14 protein-coding genes are annotated in these 16,601 nt (G+C 61.6%); 11 read left to right on the top strand and 3 right to left on the bottom strand.

Annotated features, from left to right (window positions below; translation table 11 throughout):
- Nucleotides 1-132 precede the first annotated feature (132 nt).
- On the top strand, nt 133-1,332 hold the full coding sequence (gene dapC / locus KW840_RS09585) for a succinyldiaminopimelate transaminase (protein ID WP_218495036.1): 1,200 nt from the start codon (nt 133-135) through the stop codon (nt 1,330-1,332).
- A gap of 20 nt (nt 1,333-1,352) precedes the next feature.
- Here the strand turns inward: dapC and KW840_RS09580 are convergent, their stop codons facing one another.
- Nucleotides 1,353-2,990: a Na+/H+ antiporter gene (locus KW840_RS09580; protein WP_218495035.1), complete on the bottom strand. Its 1,638-nt coding sequence runs from the start codon at nt 2,988-2,990 to the stop codon at nt 1,353-1,355.
- 180 nt (nt 2,991-3,170) lie between these two features.
- Here KW840_RS09580 and KW840_RS09575 point away from each other — a divergent pair, with 180 nt between their 5' ends.
- The 4 genes from KW840_RS09575 to KW840_RS09560 all read left to right on the top strand — a co-directional run bounded on the left by KW840_RS09575 (nt 3,171) and on the right by KW840_RS09560 (nt 6,352).
- Nucleotides 3,171-3,533: an ArsC family reductase gene (locus KW840_RS09575; RefSeq protein WP_008052792.1), complete on the top strand. Its 363-nt coding sequence runs from the start codon at nt 3,171-3,173 to the stop codon at nt 3,531-3,533.
- A gap of 32 nt (nt 3,534-3,565) precedes the next feature.
- Nucleotides 3,566-4,600: a 2,3,4,5-tetrahydropyridine-2,6-dicarboxylate N-succinyltransferase gene (dapD, locus tag KW840_RS09570; protein ID WP_102669823.1), complete on the top strand. Its 1,035-nt coding sequence runs from the start codon at nt 3,566-3,568 to the stop codon at nt 4,598-4,600.
- Between the two features lie 145 nt (nt 4,601-4,745).
- Nucleotides 4,746-5,951: an aminotransferase class V-fold PLP-dependent enzyme gene (locus KW840_RS09565; RefSeq protein WP_218495034.1), complete on the top strand. Its 1,206-nt coding sequence runs from the start codon at nt 4,746-4,748 to the stop codon at nt 5,949-5,951.
- Nucleotides 5,948-6,352: a SufE family protein gene (locus KW840_RS09560; RefSeq protein WP_057716179.1), complete on the top strand. Its 405-nt coding sequence runs from the start codon at nt 5,948-5,950 to the stop codon at nt 6,350-6,352. Before KW840_RS09565 ends, KW840_RS09560 begins: the two co-directional genes overlap by 4 nt.
- Before the next feature lie 104 nt (nt 6,353-6,456).
- Here the strand turns inward: KW840_RS09560 and tcdA are convergent, their stop codons facing one another.
- Nucleotides 6,457-7,275 carry a tRNA cyclic N6-threonylcarbamoyladenosine(37) synthase TcdA gene (gene tcdA / locus KW840_RS09555; RefSeq protein ID WP_046041104.1) on the bottom strand — a complete coding sequence of 273 codons (819 nt, stop codon included), beginning with the start codon at nt 7,273-7,275 and terminating at the stop codon, nt 6,457-6,459.
- A 264-nt stretch (nt 7,276-7,539) separates the two neighbouring features.
- Between tcdA and KW840_RS09550 the strand changes: the two genes are divergently transcribed.
- From KW840_RS09550 to KW840_RS09535, 4 genes are all read left to right on the top strand, one after another.
- A complete protein-coding gene (locus KW840_RS09550; protein WP_218495033.1) occupies nt 7,540-10,131 on the top strand; it encodes a glycosyltransferase in 2,592 nt (863 codons plus the stop codon).
- A gap of 237 nt (nt 10,132-10,368) precedes the next feature.
- Nucleotides 10,369-11,520, top strand: coding sequence for a succinyl-diaminopimelate desuccinylase (gene dapE, locus KW840_RS09545; protein WP_218495032.1), 1,152 nt, complete (start codon nt 10,369-10,371; stop codon nt 11,518-11,520).
- On the top strand, nt 11,520-12,329 hold the full coding sequence (locus tag KW840_RS09540; protein WP_057716182.1) for a putative RNA methyltransferase: 810 nt from the start codon (nt 11,520-11,522) through the stop codon (nt 12,327-12,329). The genes dapE and KW840_RS09540 overlap by 1 nt, the downstream gene beginning before the upstream one ends.
- A gap of 81 nt (nt 12,330-12,410) precedes the next feature.
- On the top strand, nt 12,411-12,788 hold the full coding sequence (locus KW840_RS09535) for a hypothetical protein (protein ID WP_057716183.1): 378 nt from the start codon (nt 12,411-12,413) through the stop codon (nt 12,786-12,788).
- A 136-nt stretch (nt 12,789-12,924) separates the two neighbouring features.
- Here the strand turns inward: KW840_RS09535 and KW840_RS09530 are convergent, their stop codons facing one another.
- The gene (locus KW840_RS09530) at nt 12,925-13,134 is read right to left on the bottom strand and encodes a cold shock domain-containing protein (RefSeq protein ID WP_007954750.1); all 210 of its coding nucleotides are present in this window, start codon (nt 13,132-13,134) and stop codon (nt 12,925-12,927) included.
- Nucleotides 13,135-13,637: 503 nt separating this feature from the next.
- Here KW840_RS09530 and plsB point away from each other — a divergent pair.
- Together plsB and KW840_RS09520 are read left to right on the top strand one after the other, a co-directional pair.
- Complete coding sequence (gene plsB / locus KW840_RS09525) at nt 13,638-16,130, top strand: glycerol-3-phosphate 1-O-acyltransferase PlsB (RefSeq protein WP_218495031.1); 2,493 nt, start codon at nt 13,638-13,640, stop codon at nt 16,128-16,130.
- Between the two features lie 60 nt (nt 16,131-16,190).
- On the top strand, nt 16,191-16,589 hold the full coding sequence (locus KW840_RS09520) for a YbaY family lipoprotein (RefSeq protein WP_090453364.1): 399 nt from the start codon (nt 16,191-16,193) through the stop codon (nt 16,587-16,589).
- Nucleotides 16,590-16,601: the final 12 nt, after the last annotated feature.

Genomic DNA, 16,601 nt, shown 5'->3' with positions numbered 1-16,601 from the left:
AGCGAGCTTGCTCGCGATGAACTCAAATACGCCGCGTTATTCTGGCAAGAACGCGTTATCGTTGACGACCATCGCGAGCAAGCTCGCTCCTACAGGGACCAGCGCCGCTCCAACACCGAACGAGATTTATCGATGAACAACGCTCTGTCCCAGCTCCAGCCCTACCCGTTCGAGAAACTCCGCGCTCTGCTCGGCAGCGTGACGCCCAATCCGGACAAGCGTCCGATCGCGCTGTCCATCGGCGAGCCGAAACACCGTTCGCCAAGCTTTGTCGCCGAGGCCCTGGCCAGCAATCTGGAAAAAATGGCTGTGTACCCGACCACACTCGGTATCCCGGAGCTGCGTGAAGCCATCGCGGCATGGTGCGAGCGTCGCTTCGATGTGCCCAAGGGCTGGATCGACCCGGCGCGCAACGTGCTGCCGGTCAACGGTACCCGCGAAGCGCTGTTCGCCTTCACCCAGACCGTAGTCAACCGTGGCGATGACGCGCTGGTGGTCAGCCCGAACCCCTTCTACCAGATCTACGAAGGCGCGGCGTTCCTCGCCGGGGCCAAGCCGCATTACCTGCCATGCCTGGACGAAAACGGCTTCAACCCGGATTTCGACGCCGTATCTCCGGACATCTGGCAACGCTGCCAGATCCTGTTCCTGTGCTCGCCTGGCAATCCGACCGGCGCCCTGATCCCGGTCGAGACCCTGAAAAAGCTGATTGCCCTGGCCGACGAATACGACTTCGTGATTGCCGCCGATGAGTGCTACAGCGAGCTGTACTTCGACGAACAAACGCCGCCGCCAGGCCTGCTCAGCGCTTGCGCGGAACTGGGTCGCAAGGACTTCAAGCGTTGCGTGGTGTTCCACAGCCTGTCCAAGCGTTCGAACCTGCCAGGCCTGCGCTCGGGCTTTGTGGCCGGTGATGCCGACGTCCTCAAGGGCTTCCTGCTCTATCGCACCTACCATGGCTGTGCGATGCCGGTTCAAACCCAACTGGCCAGCGTTGCCGCGTGGAATGACGAAGTGCACGTGCGCGCCAACCGGGCGCTGTATCGCGAGAAGTTCGATGCGGTGCTGGAAATCCTCAGCCCGGTGCTGGACGTACAGCGTCCGGATGGCAGTTTCTACCTGTGGCCGAATGTCGCCGGTGACGACGCTGCGTTCTGCCGAGACCTGTTCGAGCAGGAGCACGTGACCGTGGTGCCGGGTTCTTACCTGTCGCGGGACGTCGATGGCGTCAATCCGGGGGCCGGGCGTGTGCGCATGGCGCTGGTTGCGCCGCTGGCAGAGTGTGTTGAAGCAGCCGAGCGGATTCGCGATTTCATCCAGCGCCGCAAATAACCCCCCACGGGGGGCAGGTGTTACTTCACCTGACCGAGTTTGGCCTCGCTCAGATCCAGTTCCCCCAACACCTCACGCAACACGTCATCACCAATCTGGTGATGACGACTGAGGCTGTACAACTCCAGGCGCTGCGCCCGTAGCGCCTTCAAGCGCAAACGCCGTTCCAGCAAGTCCATCTGAAACGCCAGGGCTTGCGCCTCAGCGGAGTCGTTGAACACCTCCAACTGATGTCGGTACTCGGACATGATCCGCGCCTTGAGCTCGACGGCCAGTGCGGACTGGGCGGCGTCCTGTGGATTGACCTCTTCTGTCTCAAGCGCATGAATGGCCGCCTCGGCGGTCTTGCGCCAGGCGTCGCGCACTTCGTTGCGCCGCTTGTCGTCCGGACTGGCTTCGATGCCACGCAACAACAGTGGCAGCGCGATGCAGGCCGCAATCAACGACAGCAGAATCACCCCGGCGGCGATGAAAATCAGCAGGTCGCGCTCGGGAAATGCGCTCCCTCCCATGAGCATCGGCACCGACATCACACCCGCCAGCGTCACGGCCCCGCGCACGCCGCCCACGGTCAGCAACCAACAGGATCGCGCCGTCGGCACCCGGGTCACTTCACCCTTGCCGCGCAATCGCCGCAGCAGTACCGACAATCGCCAGATGCTTTGCACCCAGACGAACCGCAAAACCAGCAGCACCAGGAAAATCGCCACCACGTCGAGCCCGCGATACAACAACGTCGGCCATAACGAAGTTTCGTGACTGGCCACCGCCTTGATGATGTCCGGCAACTGCAAACCCAACAGCAGGAAGATCAAACCGTTGAACGCGAACTCCAGCAGCGACCAGACACTTCGGTTGAGCAAGCGCGTGTTGGTCTGGCGCGGCAACAGGTCGAGCCAGCTCTGCATCATTCCCGCCGCCACCGCCGAGAGGATGCCCGACACTTCCATGCGCTCGGCCAGCACGTAGGCCGCAAACGGCAGCAGCAACATGAACACCACATGCGTCGCCGGATCATCCCAGCCCCGCTCGATCATCCACGCTCGCAGACGGCCGACCAGCCAACTCAAGGCCACCCCGACCGCCAGGCCACCGACAGCGACCAGCACGAACGTCAGGCTGGCATTGGCCAGCGAGAACACACCGGTCACCGCCGCCACCAGGGCAAACTTGAATGTCACCAGGCCCGAGGCGTCGTTCATCAGCGCCTCGCCCTGCAAGATGTGCATCAAGGGGGTCGGCAGTCTGTTGCGGGAAATGGCCGACACCGCCACCGCATCCGTCGGTGACAGCACCGCCGCCAGGGCGAACGCCACCGGCAACGGCACACCGGGCAGCAACCAGTGAATGAAATACCCGGCGCCGACCACGGTGAACAGCACCAGGCCCACTGCCAGGGTCAGGGTCAGGATCGGGCCGCGCAAGTGCCAGAATTCGCGCTTGGGCATGCGCCAGCCGTCGGAGAACAACAGTGGTGGCAGGAACAGAAACAGGAACAGTTCGGGATCGAGGGCTACATGGAGGCCGAGCGTCGGCCAGGCGAGCAAGGCCCCAGCGGCAATCTGCACCAACGGCAACGGCAGCGGAACCACCCGTCCGATCAGGCGCGAAACGCCAACCAGCATCAACAGGATCAGGACGGTATAAGCGGTTTGCATAAAGCGTGGTTCCCGGACGATCAACAGCATTGAAGTGCCATATTAGCCGCTTAGACTTCGGGCGACCCTTGCACCTATGTCGCACGCAGGTCACCGAAGCACCGTATTCCCGCAGGATTTGCGCTTCCATGGCATAATCCGTCACCTTTTATTTACGGCACCTGCAAAGGGGGCAATTCCTTGACCGTTTCAAGCAAAACGTTGCACCTTTTCGGCATCAAAGCCTGCGACACCATGAAAAAGGCGCGCACCTGGCTCGATGAACACGCTGTCAGCTATGACTTTCATGATTACAAGGCGGTCGGTATCGACCGTGAACACCTGACCCAATGGTGCAACGAGCACGGCTGGGAAGTGGTGTTGAACCGTGCAGGCACGACCTTTCGCAAGCTCGACGACGAACGCAAAGCCGATCTCGACCAGACGAAAGCCATCGAACTGATGCTCGCACAACCCTCGATGATCAAGCGTCCGGTGCTTGATCTCGGTGACCGAACCCTGATTGGCTTCAAGCCAGATATCTACGCGGCCGCGCTCAAGTAAGCAGCCCGTTTCAATTTGCTAGAGGTATCAACATGTCTACTACCCTGTTCAGCCTGGCCTTTGGTGTCGGCACTCAAAACCGTCAAGGCGCATGGCTGGAAGTGTTCTACGCCCAGCCACTGCTCAACCCGCCCGCCGAACTGGTCGCCGCCATTGCGCCGATCCTCGGTTACAGCGAAGGCAACCAGGCCATCACCTTCACCACCGCGCAGGCCGCGCAACTGGCTGAAGCCGTGAAAGGCATCGACGCGGTACAAGGCAAACTGCTGACCCGCCTGGCCGAGAGCCACAAGCCGCTGGTTGCCACCTTGCTGGCCGAAGACGCCCAGCTGTCGTCCACCCCTGAGGCCTACCTCAAGCTGCACCTGCTGAGCCATCGCCTGGTCAAGCCACACGGCCTGAACCTGGCCGGGATCTTCCCGCTGCTGCCGAACGTGGCCTGGACCAGCCAGGGCGCTGTCGACCTGAGCGAACTGGCCGAACTGCAACTCGAAGCCCGCCTGCGCGGCGAACTGCTGGAAGTGTTCTCGGTGGACAAGTTCCCGAAAATGACCGACTACGTGGTTCCGGCCGGCGTGCGTATCGCTGACGCCGCGCGTCTGCGCCTGGGCGCTTACGTGGGCGAAGGCACCACCGTGATGCACGAAGGTTTCATCAACTTCAACGCCGGCACCGAAGGCCCGGGCATGATCGAAGGCCGCGTATCCGCTGGCGTATTCGTCGGCAAGGGTTCGGACCTGGGCGGCGGCTGCTCGACCATGGGCACCCTGTCGGGCGGCGGCAACATCGTGATCAAGGTCGGCGAAGGCTGCCTGATCGGCGCCAACGCCGGTATCGGTATCCCGTTGGGCGACCGCAACACCGTCGAGTCGGGCCTGTACGTGACCGCTGGTACCAAAGTCGCGCTGCTGGACGAGAACAATCAACTGGTCAAAGTGGTCAAGGCCCGTGAACTGGCCGGCCAGCCAGACCTGCTGTTCCGTCGCAATTCGGAGACCGGTGCCGTGGAATGCAAAACCCACAAATCGGCCATCGAGCTGAACGAAGCGCTGCACGCTCACAACTAAGCCACACGATCCCTGTTCCTGTAGGAGCGAGCCTGCTCGCGATGGACGTCAACGATAACGCGGGGCATCAGACAGCCCGTGTCGTCCAAGCGATCATCGCGAGCCAGCTCGCTCCCACAGGGATCAAGTGCATAGGCCGAACAGCATGATGATTCTCTCCCCCTGGCGTGTCGATTTTCCGGCCATCGCCACCCTGCAACGGCAAGACCAGACCTATCTGGACAACGCCGCCACTACGCAAAAACCTCAAGCCCTGCTCGATGCCCTGGCGCACTACTACGCCAACGGCGCGGCCAACGTGCATCGGGCGCAGCATTTGCCCGGCGCCCACGCCACCCAGGCGTTCGAGGACAGCCGCCGCAAAGTCGCGCAATGGCTCAATACTGGCGATTGCGGGCAGATCATATTTACCCACGGCGCGACGTCCGCGCTGAATCTCCTGGCCTATGGCCTGGAACATCTTTTCAATCCGGGCGACGAGATTGTCATCAGCGCCCTGGAGCATCACGCCAACCTGCTGCCGTGGCAGCAACTGGCGCACCGTCGCGACCTGAAACTGGTGATCCTGCCGCTGGATGCCGACGGCGTGATCGACCTTGAAGCCGCCGCCGGTTTGATCGGCCCACGCACGCGTCTGTTGGCGGTCAGCCAGTTGTCCAACGTGATTGGCGCATGGCAGCCGCTGTCTGAATTGCTGGCACTGGCCAAGGCGCACAACGCCCTGACCGTGATCGACGGCGCCCAGGGCGTGGTCCATGGTCGCCACGACGTGCAGGCGCTGGGCTGTGATTTCTATGTGTTCTCCAGCCACAAGCTCTACGGCCCCGATGGCCTGGGTGTGCTGTTCGGGCGCAACACAGCACTGCAACAACTGCGTCCCTGGCAGTTCGGTGGTGAAATGGTGCTCGATGCCAATTATCACGACGCACGCTTTCGCCCGGCACCGCTGGGTTTCGAGGCCGGGACGCCGCCGATTGCCAGCGTGATCGGCCTGGGAGCGACCCTGGACTACCTCGCCGGGCTCGATCAGGACGCCGTGTCTGCCCATGAAGCCGCGTTGCATGCCTGTCTGCTCAAGGGCCTGGAGGCGCGCAACGGCATTCGCCTGCTGGGCAAGCCGCAAGTGGCACTGGCCAGTTTCACCGTCGAGGGTGTGCATAACTCCGATCTCGCGCATTTGCTGACCGAACAAGGGATCGCGGTGCGTGCCGGCCACCACTGCGCGATGCCGCTGCTCAAACGCTTCGAACTGGCCGGAGCGATTCGGGTGTCGTTGGCGCTGTACAACGATTCCGAAGACCTGGAGCGGTTCTTTGAAGCCCTGGATCAGGCGCTGGAGCTATTGCGATGAACCTGCCTGCCGATGCCGTGACGGCACTCGATATCTTTCAGAAAGCGGCAGGCTGGGAACAACGCGCACGCCTGCTGATGCAATGGGGCGAGCGCCTGCCCGCGTTGAGCGACACGCAAATGTGCGACGCCAATCGGGTACACGGCTGTGAAAGCCAGGTGTGGCTGGTGGGCGAGTTGCGCGACGGTCATTGGCAGTTCAGCGCCAACAGTGATGCACGGTTGATTCGCGGGTTGGTGGCGTTGCTGCTGGCGCGGGTCAACGGCTTGTCCGCGGCCGAGTTGCAGCAGGTGGATTTGCCGGACTGGTTCAATCAGCTGGGGTTGGGGCGGCAGTTGTCCGAGTCCCGCAGCAATGGCTTGAATGCGGTGCTTCAGCGGATGCGGGAGTTGGCTCAATAAGAGGGCTGCTTCGCAGCCCATCGCGGGCAAGCCCGCTCCCACAGGAGGAACGCATTCCAATGTGGGAGCGAGCTTGCTCGCGATGAGGCCTTCAGCCACACCGACTAAACCTGCGGTTTGACCCGCTCCGCCGGCCGCCGCACACCCGCGACAATCTTGTCCACAGCCTTGGTCGCCGCGACCATGCCGAAGGTCGCCGTCACCATCATCACCGCGCCAAACCCGCCGGCGCAGTCGAGCTTCACCCCATCACCGACAAAACTCTTCTGCAGGCAAATGCTGCCGTCCGGTTTCGGGTAGCGCAGTTGCTCGGTGGAAAACACGCACGGCACGCTGTAGTGGCGGGTCACGGTGCGTGAGAAGCCGTAGTCGCGGCGCAGCGTGGAGCGCACCTTCGACGCCAATGGATCATTGAACGTGCGATTGAGGTCGCAGACCTGGATCAACGTCGGGTCAATCTGCCCGCCCGCGCCGCCGGTGGTGATGATCTGGATCTTGCGCCGCTTGCACCAGGCGATCAGCGCGGCCTTGGCATTGACGCTGTCGATGCAGTCGATCACGCAGTCGATGTTCGGCGTGATGTACTCGGCCATGGTGTCGCGGGTAACGAAGTCAGGCACCGCATGCACCGTGCAATCCGGGTTGATCCCGCGCAGACGCTCGGCCATCACCTCGACCTTGGGCTTGCCCACCGTGCTGTCCAGCGCGTGCAACTGGCGGTTGGCGTTGCTGACGCAGACGTCATCGAGGTCGAACAGCGAAATTTCGCCAACACCACAACGGGCCATGGCTTCCGCCGCCCAGGAACCGACGCCACCGACGCCCACGATCGCCACATGGGCCGCTTTCAGGCGCTCAAGGCCTTCAATGCCATACAAGCGGGCGATGCCAGCAAACCGCGGATCTTCTGTACTCATGACCATTACCCCAAAAACCGGCGCGCATTATAGGGCCGTCGGCGCCCAAGAGCATCATTGCGCTATGAACGGGCAACATCCACGAAAAATACATCGAACAAAGATTCGTCCTACACGCTCTAAAGAAAGAACTTAAACCGACTTGGATTGCCCAATGTCCGGCAATTCCCTGTCCGCTGTACGACCAGAGAATGCCCGGTGTAGGATGCGCGCCCCTTGGCGACCGCCAACCGTTCCTTCGTTCCACAGTCTTTGGAACCCGAAATAACTATGTCATCGCGTAAATTTGGACTCAACCTGGTCGTGGTGCTCGCCATCGCAGCCTTGTTTACCGGCTTCTGGGCGCTGATCAACCGCCCGGTCACCGCCCCCAACTGGCCTGAACAGATCTCCGGCTTCTCGTACTCGCCATTCCAGCAGGGCCAGTTCCCGCAGAAAGACCAGTACCCGACCGACGATCAAATGCGTCGCGACCTGGAGATCATGAGCAAGCTGACGGACAACATCCGCATCTACTCGGTCGACGGCACGCTGCAGAACATCCCGAAACTGGCGGAAGAGTTCGGCTTGCGGGTGACCCTGGGGATCTGGATCAGCCCGGACCTGGAACGCAACGAACGGGAAATCACCCGTGCCATTGAAATCGCCAACTCCTCGCGCAGCGTGGTTCGTGTGGTGGTCGGCAACGAGGCCATTTACCGCAAGGAAATCACCGCCCAGGAACTCAGCGTCATGCTCGATCGCGTGCGTGCCGCCGTGAAAGTGCCGGTGACCACGTCCGAACAGTGGCACGTGTGGGAAGAACACCCGGAACTGGCCAAGCACGTCGACCTGATTGCCGCGCACGTCCTGCCTTACTGGGAGTTCGTCCCGATGGACAAGGCCGGGCAGTTCGTCCTCGACCGCGCCCGCGACCTGAAAAAGATGTTCCCGAAAAAACCACTGCTGCTGTCCGAGGTGGGCTGGCCGAGCAACGGCCGCATGCGTGGTGGCGCCGACGCCTCCCCGGCGGACCAGGCGATTTATCTGCGAACCCTGGTCAACAAGCTCAATCGCCAGGGCTTCAACTACTTCGTGATCGAAGCGTTTGACCAGCCGTGGAAAGCCAGCGACGAAGGTTCCGTCGGCGCCTACTGGGGCGTGTTCAACGCCGCGCGCCAGCAGAAGTTCAACTTCGAAGGCCCGGTGGTAGCGATTCCGCAATGGCGCGTGTTGGCCATTGGTTCGGTGGTTTTGGCGCTGTTGTCGCTGACCCTGCTGATGATCGACGGCTCGGCCCTGCGCCAGCGTGGCCGTACCTTCCTGACCTTCATTGCGTTCCTGTGTGGTTCGGTGCTGGTGTGGATCGGTTACGACTACAGCCAGCAATACAGCACCTGGTTCAGCCTGACGGTGGGCTTCTTGCTCGCCCTCGGTGCGCTCGGGGTGTTTATCGTGCTGCTGACCGAAGCCCATGAACTGGCCGAAGCGGTGTGGGTGCACAAGCGCCGGCGCGAGTTCCTGCCGGTGGAAGGCGACTCCAGCTACCGCCCGAAAGTGTCGATTCACGTGCCCTGCTATAACGAGCCGCCGGAGATGGTCAAACAGACCCTCAACGCCCTGGCCAACCTCGACTATCCGGACTTCGAAGTCCTGATCATCGACAACAACACCAAGGACCCGGCGGTCTGGGAACCGGTGCGCGATTATTGCGAAACCCTCGGCCCGCGCTTCAAGTTCTTCCACGTGGCACCGCTGGCCGGCTTCAAGGGCGGCGCGCTGAACTACCTGATCCCGCACACCGCCAAGGACGCCGAAGTGATCGCAGTGATCGACTCCGATTACTGCGTGCACCCGAACTGGCTCAAGCACATGGTGCCTCACTTCGCCGATCCGAAAATCGCCGTGGTGCAGTCGCCGCAGGATTACCGCGACCAGAACGAAAGCACCTTCAAGAAGCTCTGCTACGCGGAATACAAAGGCTTCTTCCACATCGGCATGGTCACCCGCAACGACCGCGACGCGATCATCCAGCACGGCACCATGACCATGACCCGTCGCTCGGTGCTCGAAGAGCTGGGCTGGGCCGACTGGTGCATCTGTGAAGACGCCGAACTGGGCCTGCGGGTATTCGAAAAAGGCCTGTCGGCAGCGTATTACCACACCAGCTACGGTAAGGGCCTGATGCCCGATACCTTCATCGACTTCAAGAAACAGCGTTTCCGCTGGGCCTACGGAGCGATCCAGATCATCAAGCGCCACACCGCCAGCCTGCTGCGCGGCAAGGACACCGAGCTGACCCGTGGCCAGCGCTACCACTTCCTCGCGGGCTGGTTGCCATGGGTGGCGGACGGCATGAACATCTTCTTCACCGTCGGCGCGCTGTTGTGGTCGGCGGCGATGATCATCGTGCCGCAACGGGTCGATCCGCCGCTGCTGATCTTCGCAATCCCGCCATTGGCGTTGTTCGTGTTCAAGGTCGCCAAGATCATCTTCCTCTACCGTCGTGCGGTCGGGGTGAATCTGAAGGACGCCTTCTGCGCGGCGCTGGCCGGTCTGGCGTTGTCCCACACCATCGCCAAAGCGGTGCTGTACGGCTTCTTCACCAGCAGCATTCCGTTCTTCCGTACGCCGAAGAATGCCGACAACCACGGCTTCTGGGTGGCGATTTCCGAAGCCCGGGAAGAGATGTTCATCATGTTGCTGTTGTGGAGCGCGGCCCTGGGGATCTACCTGGTGAACGGCATGCCGAGCAACGACATGCGCTTCTGGGTCATCATGCTGCTGGTGCAGTCGCTGCCGTACGTCGCGGCGCTGATCATGGCGTTCCTGTCGTCGCTGCCGAAACCGGCCACCGAGCCTGAAACGGCACCTGTCGTCTAAATCTGCGCGGATGCACTAAACGGCGGCCAATGGTCGCCGTTTTGCTTTAAGATAAGCGCCATTTTGCGGGGCCTGGCGTGTCGGGGTTTACAGAACGAACCCGATACCTGTGGGAGCGAGCTTGCTCGCGATTGCGATGTAACAATCAAAGTTTATGTTGACTGACACAACGCCATCGCGAGCAAGCTCGCTCCCACATTTAGCCCGCGCCCACATTCATGATTTTCGGAGTTTTCCATGACGGCCCACGCCGACCTTTCGCCGACCCTCCAACTCGCCATCGACCTGATCCGCCGTCCGTCCGTGACGCCGATCGACGCCGATTGCCAGAAGCAGATGATGCAGCGCCTGGGCGATGCCGGTTTCACCCTGGAACCGATGCGCATCGAAGATGTGGATAACTTCTGGGCCACCCACGGCCAGGACGACGGTCCGGTGCTGTGCTTCGCCGGCCACACCGACGTGGTCCCGACCGGCCCGGTGGCGGCCTGGCAGATCGAACCGTTCAACGCGCTGATCGACGAACACGGCATGCTCTGCGGTCGTGGCGCCGCCGACATGAAAGGCAGCCTCGCCGCCATGACCGTCGCCTCCGAGCGTTTTGTCACCGACTACCCGAATCACAAGGGCAAAGTCGCCTTCCTGATCACCAGCGACGAAGAAGGCCCGGCGCACCACGGCACCAAGGCCGTGGTCGAACGCCTCGCCGCGCGCAAGGAACGTCTGGACTGGTGCATCGTCGGCGAACCGTCGAGCACCACCCTGGTGGGTGACGTGGTCAAGAACGGTCGTCGCGGCTCCCTCGGCGCCAAGCTGACCGTGCACGGTGTGCAAGGCCACGTGGCCTACCCGCACCTGGCCAAGAACCCGATCCACCTCGCTGCCCCGGCCCTGGCCGAACTGGCAGCCGAGCACTGGGACCACGGTAACGATTTCTTCCCGCCGACCAGTTTCCAGATCTCCAACGTCAACTCCGGCACCGGTGCGACCAACGTGATCCCGGGTGACCTGGTGGCGGTGTTCAACTTCCGTTTCTCCACCGAATCGACGGTCGAAGGCCTGCAAAAGCGCGTCGCCGACATCCTCGACAAGCATGGCCTGGACTGGCACATCGACTGGGCGCTGTCCGGCCTGCCGTTCCTCACCGAACCTGGCGCGCTGCTCGACGCGGTGTCGGCGAGCATCAAGGACATCACCGGTCGCGAAACAAAAGCGTCCACCAGCGGTGGTACCTCCGATGGCCGCTTCATCGCGACCATGGGTACCCAGGTTGTTGAGCTGGGCCCGGTCAACGCGACCATCCACCAGGTCAACGAACGCGTGCTGGCAGCCGATCTCGACGTGCTGACCGAAATCTACTACCAGACCCTGATCAAGTTGCTCGCCTGATGCTTGCGTGCCCGATCTGCAGTGAGCCGCTCAATGCGGTGGACAACGGCGTAGCCTGCCCTGCCGGGCATCGTTTCGACCGTGCGCGCCAGGGTTACCTGAACCTGTTGCCGGTGCAGCACAAGAACAGCCGTGACCCTGGGGATAACCAGGCGATGGTCGAAGCCCGCCGCGACTTCCTGAATGCCGGGCACTACGCCCCGGTGGCCAAGCGTCTGGCGGAGCTGGCTGCCAGTTATGCACCGCAGCACTGGCTGGACATCGGTTGTGGCGAGGGTTACTACACCGCGCAAATCGCCGAGGCCCTGCCAGATGCCGAAGGTTATGCCCTGGACATCTCCCGCGAAGCAGTCAAACGCGCCTGCAAACGCAACCCACAGCTGACCTGGTTGATCGCCAGCATGGCGCGGGTGCCGTTGGCTTCCGGCAGTTGCCAGTTCCTGGCCAGCGTCTTCAGCCCGCTGGATTGGGAAGAAGCCAAGCGCCTGCTCAGTGTTGGCGGCGGCCTGATGAAAGTCGGGCCGACCAGCGGCCACCTGATGGAACTGCGCGAGCGGCTGTACGACGAAGTCCGTGAATACACTGACGACAAGCACCTGGCCCTGGTGCCGGAAGGCATGGCGCTGGCCCACAGCGAAACCCTGGAATTCAAACTGACGCTGGAAAGCGGTCAGGACCGGGCGAACCTGCTGGCCATGACGCCCCACGGCTGGCGCGCCAGTGCCGAGCGCCGTGCTGCCGTTATCGAGCAGGCCGAGCCGTTCGAGGTCACCGTGTCGATGCGCTACGATTATTTCGTACTTCAATAACCTTAATTTTTGGTCTCGGGCAAATGCTCAAGACCGGCTAAATCCGCGAATGGATTTTTCAGACCCGCAGTGAGGACATCCATGCGCCAACCCGATATCGAGATTTACCTGAAAGACGCCGACGTCGACCACAAAGCCATTGCCGCCTGGCTCGGTGCGGCATTGGGTCCGTGCACCGATTGGGTCCAGAAGGGCCAGACCTACAAGTGCAAGGCTGGCAACGTGCCGGTGACCTGGCTGCCAAAAGCCGTCGGCAAGTGGAACAGCCTGTACCTGGAAAGCGACCAGACCCCATGGGACGACGACATCGCCTGCGCCCGCGCCGCGTTTGCCGCGCTCAACGTGGAAGTGCGTTGTGCACCGGGCACCTGGGTCGAGGAAGAAGGTGAAGAGACGGCGGACCGCTGGATCCGCATCAGCGCCGATGGTGAAGAAGAAATCACCTGGAAAACCGCGTAAAAACCTACACACCAAACCTGTGGGAGCGAGCTTGCTCGCGATGAGGCCCTTTCAGTCAACATCCATGTTGAATGTCAGACCGCTATCGCGAGCAAGCTCGCTCCCACAGTGTTTTTGGGCGTTCTGAAGATTCTGGTTACAGACCTACAACATCCTCAGCCTGCAACCCTTTCTGCCCTTCCACCACCGCATATTCAACCTGCTGGCCTTCGGTCAGCGAACGGTGGCCTTCACCGCGAATCGCGCGGTAATGCACGAACACGTCCACCCCGTCCTCGCGCTGAATGAAGCCGTAGCCCTTGGCGTCGTTGAACCACTTCACGTTGCCGGTTTCGCGTGTTGCCATTTGTTCATACTCCCTTTTTATTATTGGTCGGGCTTTTCGCAGGAAAGCCTCGGGAACGTCAGCCTGCGCATACCGGTCCCATGAGGGCAACGGCGACAGAGCGCCGAGTATATGACAGACGTTAAAACTCTCAACAAGAGTTTACTTTCGCGCTTTTTTGCCGATTTTCAGCGAATCCGGCACACTAGGGGGTCTTCTCAATTAGTTTCCGCGCCGCGCCGGGTCTGCTGTTTTGCAGGGCAAGGCGCGAGAAGCGTGGTTTGGTCATTCCAAATAAGCTTCGAGCAACGCAGCCCTGCAAAACAGCAGGCCCGGCCCTTCGGGTTGTGCCTTAAAGCGGGCCAGGCTGCGTTACAGGCCTTGGAAAGGGAACAACCATTCCCAGCGGCCTGCGCCTTGCCTGGCCCGCTTTAAGGCGACAACGCGGCGCGGAAACTAATTGAGAAGGCCCCCTACGACCTCCCGAGCAAACGCTCGGTTTTATTCACTCACGCAGAAGCCGTATGACCCGCTCCCCGTTCCGCCGTCTTGTGTTTGGCACCCTGCGCCGACTGTTGTACCTCTGGGTTCGCTCCGAGACGATCAACCAGTCGTCGTTCACCCTCAACCTCGACCGCAGTCGTCCGGTGTTCTACGTCCTGCAAAACCCTTCGCTGACCGACCTCGCCGTGGTCGACACCGAATGCAGCAAGGCCGGCCTGCCACGCCCGGTACTGCCGGTATCGGTGGGCAACCTGCTGGAACCTGCCGCGTTCTTCTACCTGACGCCGGACCCGGACTGGCTCGGCCGCCAGGACAAGCGCGGAGCGCCGCCGACACTGACCCGCCTGGTCAGCGCCCTGAGCCAGAACGCCGCCGAAGATGCGCAGATCATCCCGGTCAGCGTGTTCTGGGGGCAGTCGCCGGACAGCGAAAACAGCCCATGGAAACTCCTGTTCGCCGATAGCTGGGCCGTTACCGGGCGTCTGCGTCGGTTACTGAGCGTCATCGTCCTGGGACGCAAGACCCGCGTGCAGTTCTCCGCGCCGATCCACCTGCGCGAACTGATCGAGCACGACAAGGGCCACGAACGCACCGTGCGCATGGCCCAGCGCATCCTGCGGGTTCACTTTCGCAACCTGAAGGCTGCGGTGATCGGCCCGGACATTTCCCACCGCCGCAACCTGGTCAAAGGCTTGCTGAACCAGCCACAGGTCAAACAAGCGATCCTCGACGAAGCCGAGCGCGAGAACATCTCGCCGGAGAAAGCCAAAGCTCAAGCGCTACGCTACGGCAACGAAATCGCCTCGGACTACACCTACACTGCGATCCGTTTTATGGAAGTGGTGCTCAGCTGGTTCTGGAACAAGATCTACGACGGTATCAAGGTCAACCACATCGAAGGCGTGCAGAAGGTCGCCCAGGGTCACGAAGTGATCTACGTGCCGTGCCATCGCAGCCACATCGACTATCTTCTGCTGTCCTATCTATTGTTCCGCAACGGTCTGACCCCGCCGCACATTGCCGCGGGCATCAACCTGAACATGCCGGTGATCGGCGGCCTGCTGCGTCGCGGCGGTGCGTTCTTCATGCGCCGCACCTTCAAGGGCAACCCGCTGTACACCTCGGTGTTCAACGAATACCTGCATACCCTGTTCACCAAGGGTTTCCCGGTGGAGTATTTCGTCGAGGGTGGCCGTTCGCGCACCGGGCGCATGCTGCAACCGAAAACCGGAATGCTGGCGATCACCCTGCGCAGCTTCCTGCGCTCATCGCGCATGCCCATCGTCTTCGTGCCGGTGTACATCGGCTATGAGCGTGTGCTGGAAGGCCGGACCTACCTCGGCGAACTGCGCGGTGCGGCCAAGAAGAAAGAGTCGATCTTCGATATTTTCAAAGTCATTGGCGCGCTCAAGCAGCGCTTCGGCCAGGTGGCGGTGAACTTCGGTGAGCCGATCAAACTGGCGGAATTCCTCGACAGCGAACAGCCGGACTGGCGCCAACAGGAACTCGGCCCGCAGTTCAGACCGGCCTGGCTCAACGAAACCACCAACCGCCTCGGCGAGAAAGTCGCACAACATCTCAACGAAGCGGCGGCGATCAACCCGGTCAACCTGGTGGCACTGGCGCTGCTGTCGACCACCCGACTGGCGCTGGATGACCGGGCCATGGCGCGTGTGCTGGATCTGTACCTGGCGCTGCTACGCAAGGTCCCCTATTCGCCACACACCACCTTGCCGGAAGGCGATGGCCGGGCGTTGATCGAGCATGTAAAGGACATGGACCTGCTGTCCGAGCAAAGCGATGCCCTGGGCAAGATTCTCTATCTGGACGAACAAAACGCCGTCCTGATGACCTACTACCGCAACAACGTACTGCACATCTTCGCGCTGCCGGCGTTGCTGGCGAGCTTCTTCCAGAGCGCCTCGCGCATGAGTCGCGAACAGATCCTGCGCTACACCCGCGCGTTGTATCCCTACCTGCAAGCGGAGCTGTTCATTCGCTGGTCGCTGGACGAACTGGATGCGGTGATCGATCAATGGCTGGAGGCGTTCGTCGAGCAAGGCCTGCTGCGCTTCGAGAACGACGTGTACTTGCGCCCGGCGCCAAGCTCGCGGCATTTCGTGCTGCTGACCTTGCTGTCGAAAAGCATCGCCCAGACCTTGCAGCGTTTCTACATGACCGTGTCCCTGCTGCTCAACAGCGGCCAGAACAGCATCAGCGCCGAAGAACTGGAAGACCTGTGCACGGTCATGGCCCAACGCCTGTCGATCCTGCATGGCCTGAACGCCCCGGAATTCTTCGACAAGAGCCTGTTTCGCCACTTCATCCAGACGATGCTCGACCTTGACGTGCTCAAGCGCGATGAAGCGGGCAAGCTGAGCTATCACGAACTGCTCGGTGAACTGGCCGAAGGCGCGGCCAAGCGCGTATTGCCGGCGGAGATTCGTTTGTCGATCCGTCAGGTGGCGTTGCATCGCAGTGAAGATGCCGCCGACGCCACCTCACCTTTGTAAACCGTCTAGATTGATCAGGGCGCCAGTCGGTTCTGGCGCCCTCGATACGGAGATTGACCGATGAAAAAACTGCCACTGATCGCAGCCGCCATCCTGCTGACAGCCTGCCAGCACCCGACACCGGCGCCCAAGGCTTCCCTTGATGGAGAAGTCTTCTACCTGCAACGCATCGCCCTGCCACCGACGGCGGTCCTGAGTGTCAGCCTGCAGGACATTTCACTCGCCGATGCCCCGGCGAAGGTCATCGACGAACAGCGCGGCCAGATCAAAGGGCAGGTGCCGCTGGCCTTCCATCTCAGCTACGACCCGCTGAAGATAGAGCCCAACCACCGTTACTCGGTGAACGCGCGCATCGAAGTCGACGGCAAACTGATGTTCATCACCACCGAGAATCATGCCGTGCGCCTGGACGGCACCGATCCACAACCGCTGAAGGTCCGTGTCGACCCGGCCCGCTAAGTGTCTTTTTCG

The sequence above is a fragment of the Pseudomonas sp. PDM30 genome (genome assembly GCF_019218985.1).
Classification (GTDB): Bacteria; Pseudomonadota; Gammaproteobacteria; order Pseudomonadales; family Pseudomonadaceae; genus Aquipseudomonas; species Aquipseudomonas jessenii.
The sequence above is the reverse complement of the archived record's forward strand: the minus strand, read 5'-3'. Positions and strand labels throughout refer to the sequence as shown.

What these genes read in the sequence shown, in the direction of transcription:
- dapC (WP_218495036.1), top strand. Translation starts at nt 133, where the DNA reads ATGAACAACGCTCTGTCCCAGCTCCAGCCCTACCCGTTCGAGAAACTC.
- KW840_RS09580 (WP_218495035.1), bottom strand. Translation starts at nt 2,990, where the DNA reads ATGCAAACCGCTTATACCGTCCTGATCCTGTTGATGCTGGTTGGCGTT.
- dapD (WP_102669823.1), top strand. Translation starts at nt 3,566, where the DNA reads ATGTCTACTACCCTGTTCAGCCTGGCCTTTGGTGTCGGCACTCAAAAC.
- KW840_RS09565 (WP_218495034.1), top strand. Translation starts at nt 4,746, where the DNA reads ATGATGATTCTCTCCCCCTGGCGTGTCGATTTTCCGGCCATCGCCACC.
- KW840_RS09560 (WP_057716179.1), top strand. Translation starts at nt 5,948, where the DNA reads ATGAACCTGCCTGCCGATGCCGTGACGGCACTCGATATCTTTCAGAAA.
- tcdA (WP_046041104.1), bottom strand. Translation starts at nt 7,275, where the DNA reads ATGGTCATGAGTACAGAAGATCCGCGGTTTGCTGGCATCGCCCGCTTG.
- KW840_RS09550 (WP_218495033.1), top strand. Translation starts at nt 7,540, where the DNA reads ATGTCATCGCGTAAATTTGGACTCAACCTGGTCGTGGTGCTCGCCATC.
- dapE (WP_218495032.1), top strand. Translation starts at nt 10,369, where the DNA reads ATGACGGCCCACGCCGACCTTTCGCCGACCCTCCAACTCGCCATCGAC.
- KW840_RS09540 (WP_057716182.1), top strand. Translation starts at nt 11,520, where the DNA reads ATGCTTGCGTGCCCGATCTGCAGTGAGCCGCTCAATGCGGTGGACAAC.
- KW840_RS09535 (WP_057716183.1), top strand. Translation starts at nt 12,411, where the DNA reads ATGCGCCAACCCGATATCGAGATTTACCTGAAAGACGCCGACGTCGAC.
- KW840_RS09530 (WP_007954750.1), bottom strand. Translation starts at nt 13,134, where the DNA reads ATGGCAACACGCGAAACCGGCAACGTGAAGTGGTTCAACGACGCCAAG.
- plsB (WP_218495031.1), top strand. Translation starts at nt 13,638, where the DNA reads ATGACCCGCTCCCCGTTCCGCCGTCTTGTGTTTGGCACCCTGCGCCGA.
- KW840_RS09520 (WP_090453364.1), top strand. Translation starts at nt 16,191, where the DNA reads ATGAAAAAACTGCCACTGATCGCAGCCGCCATCCTGCTGACAGCCTGC.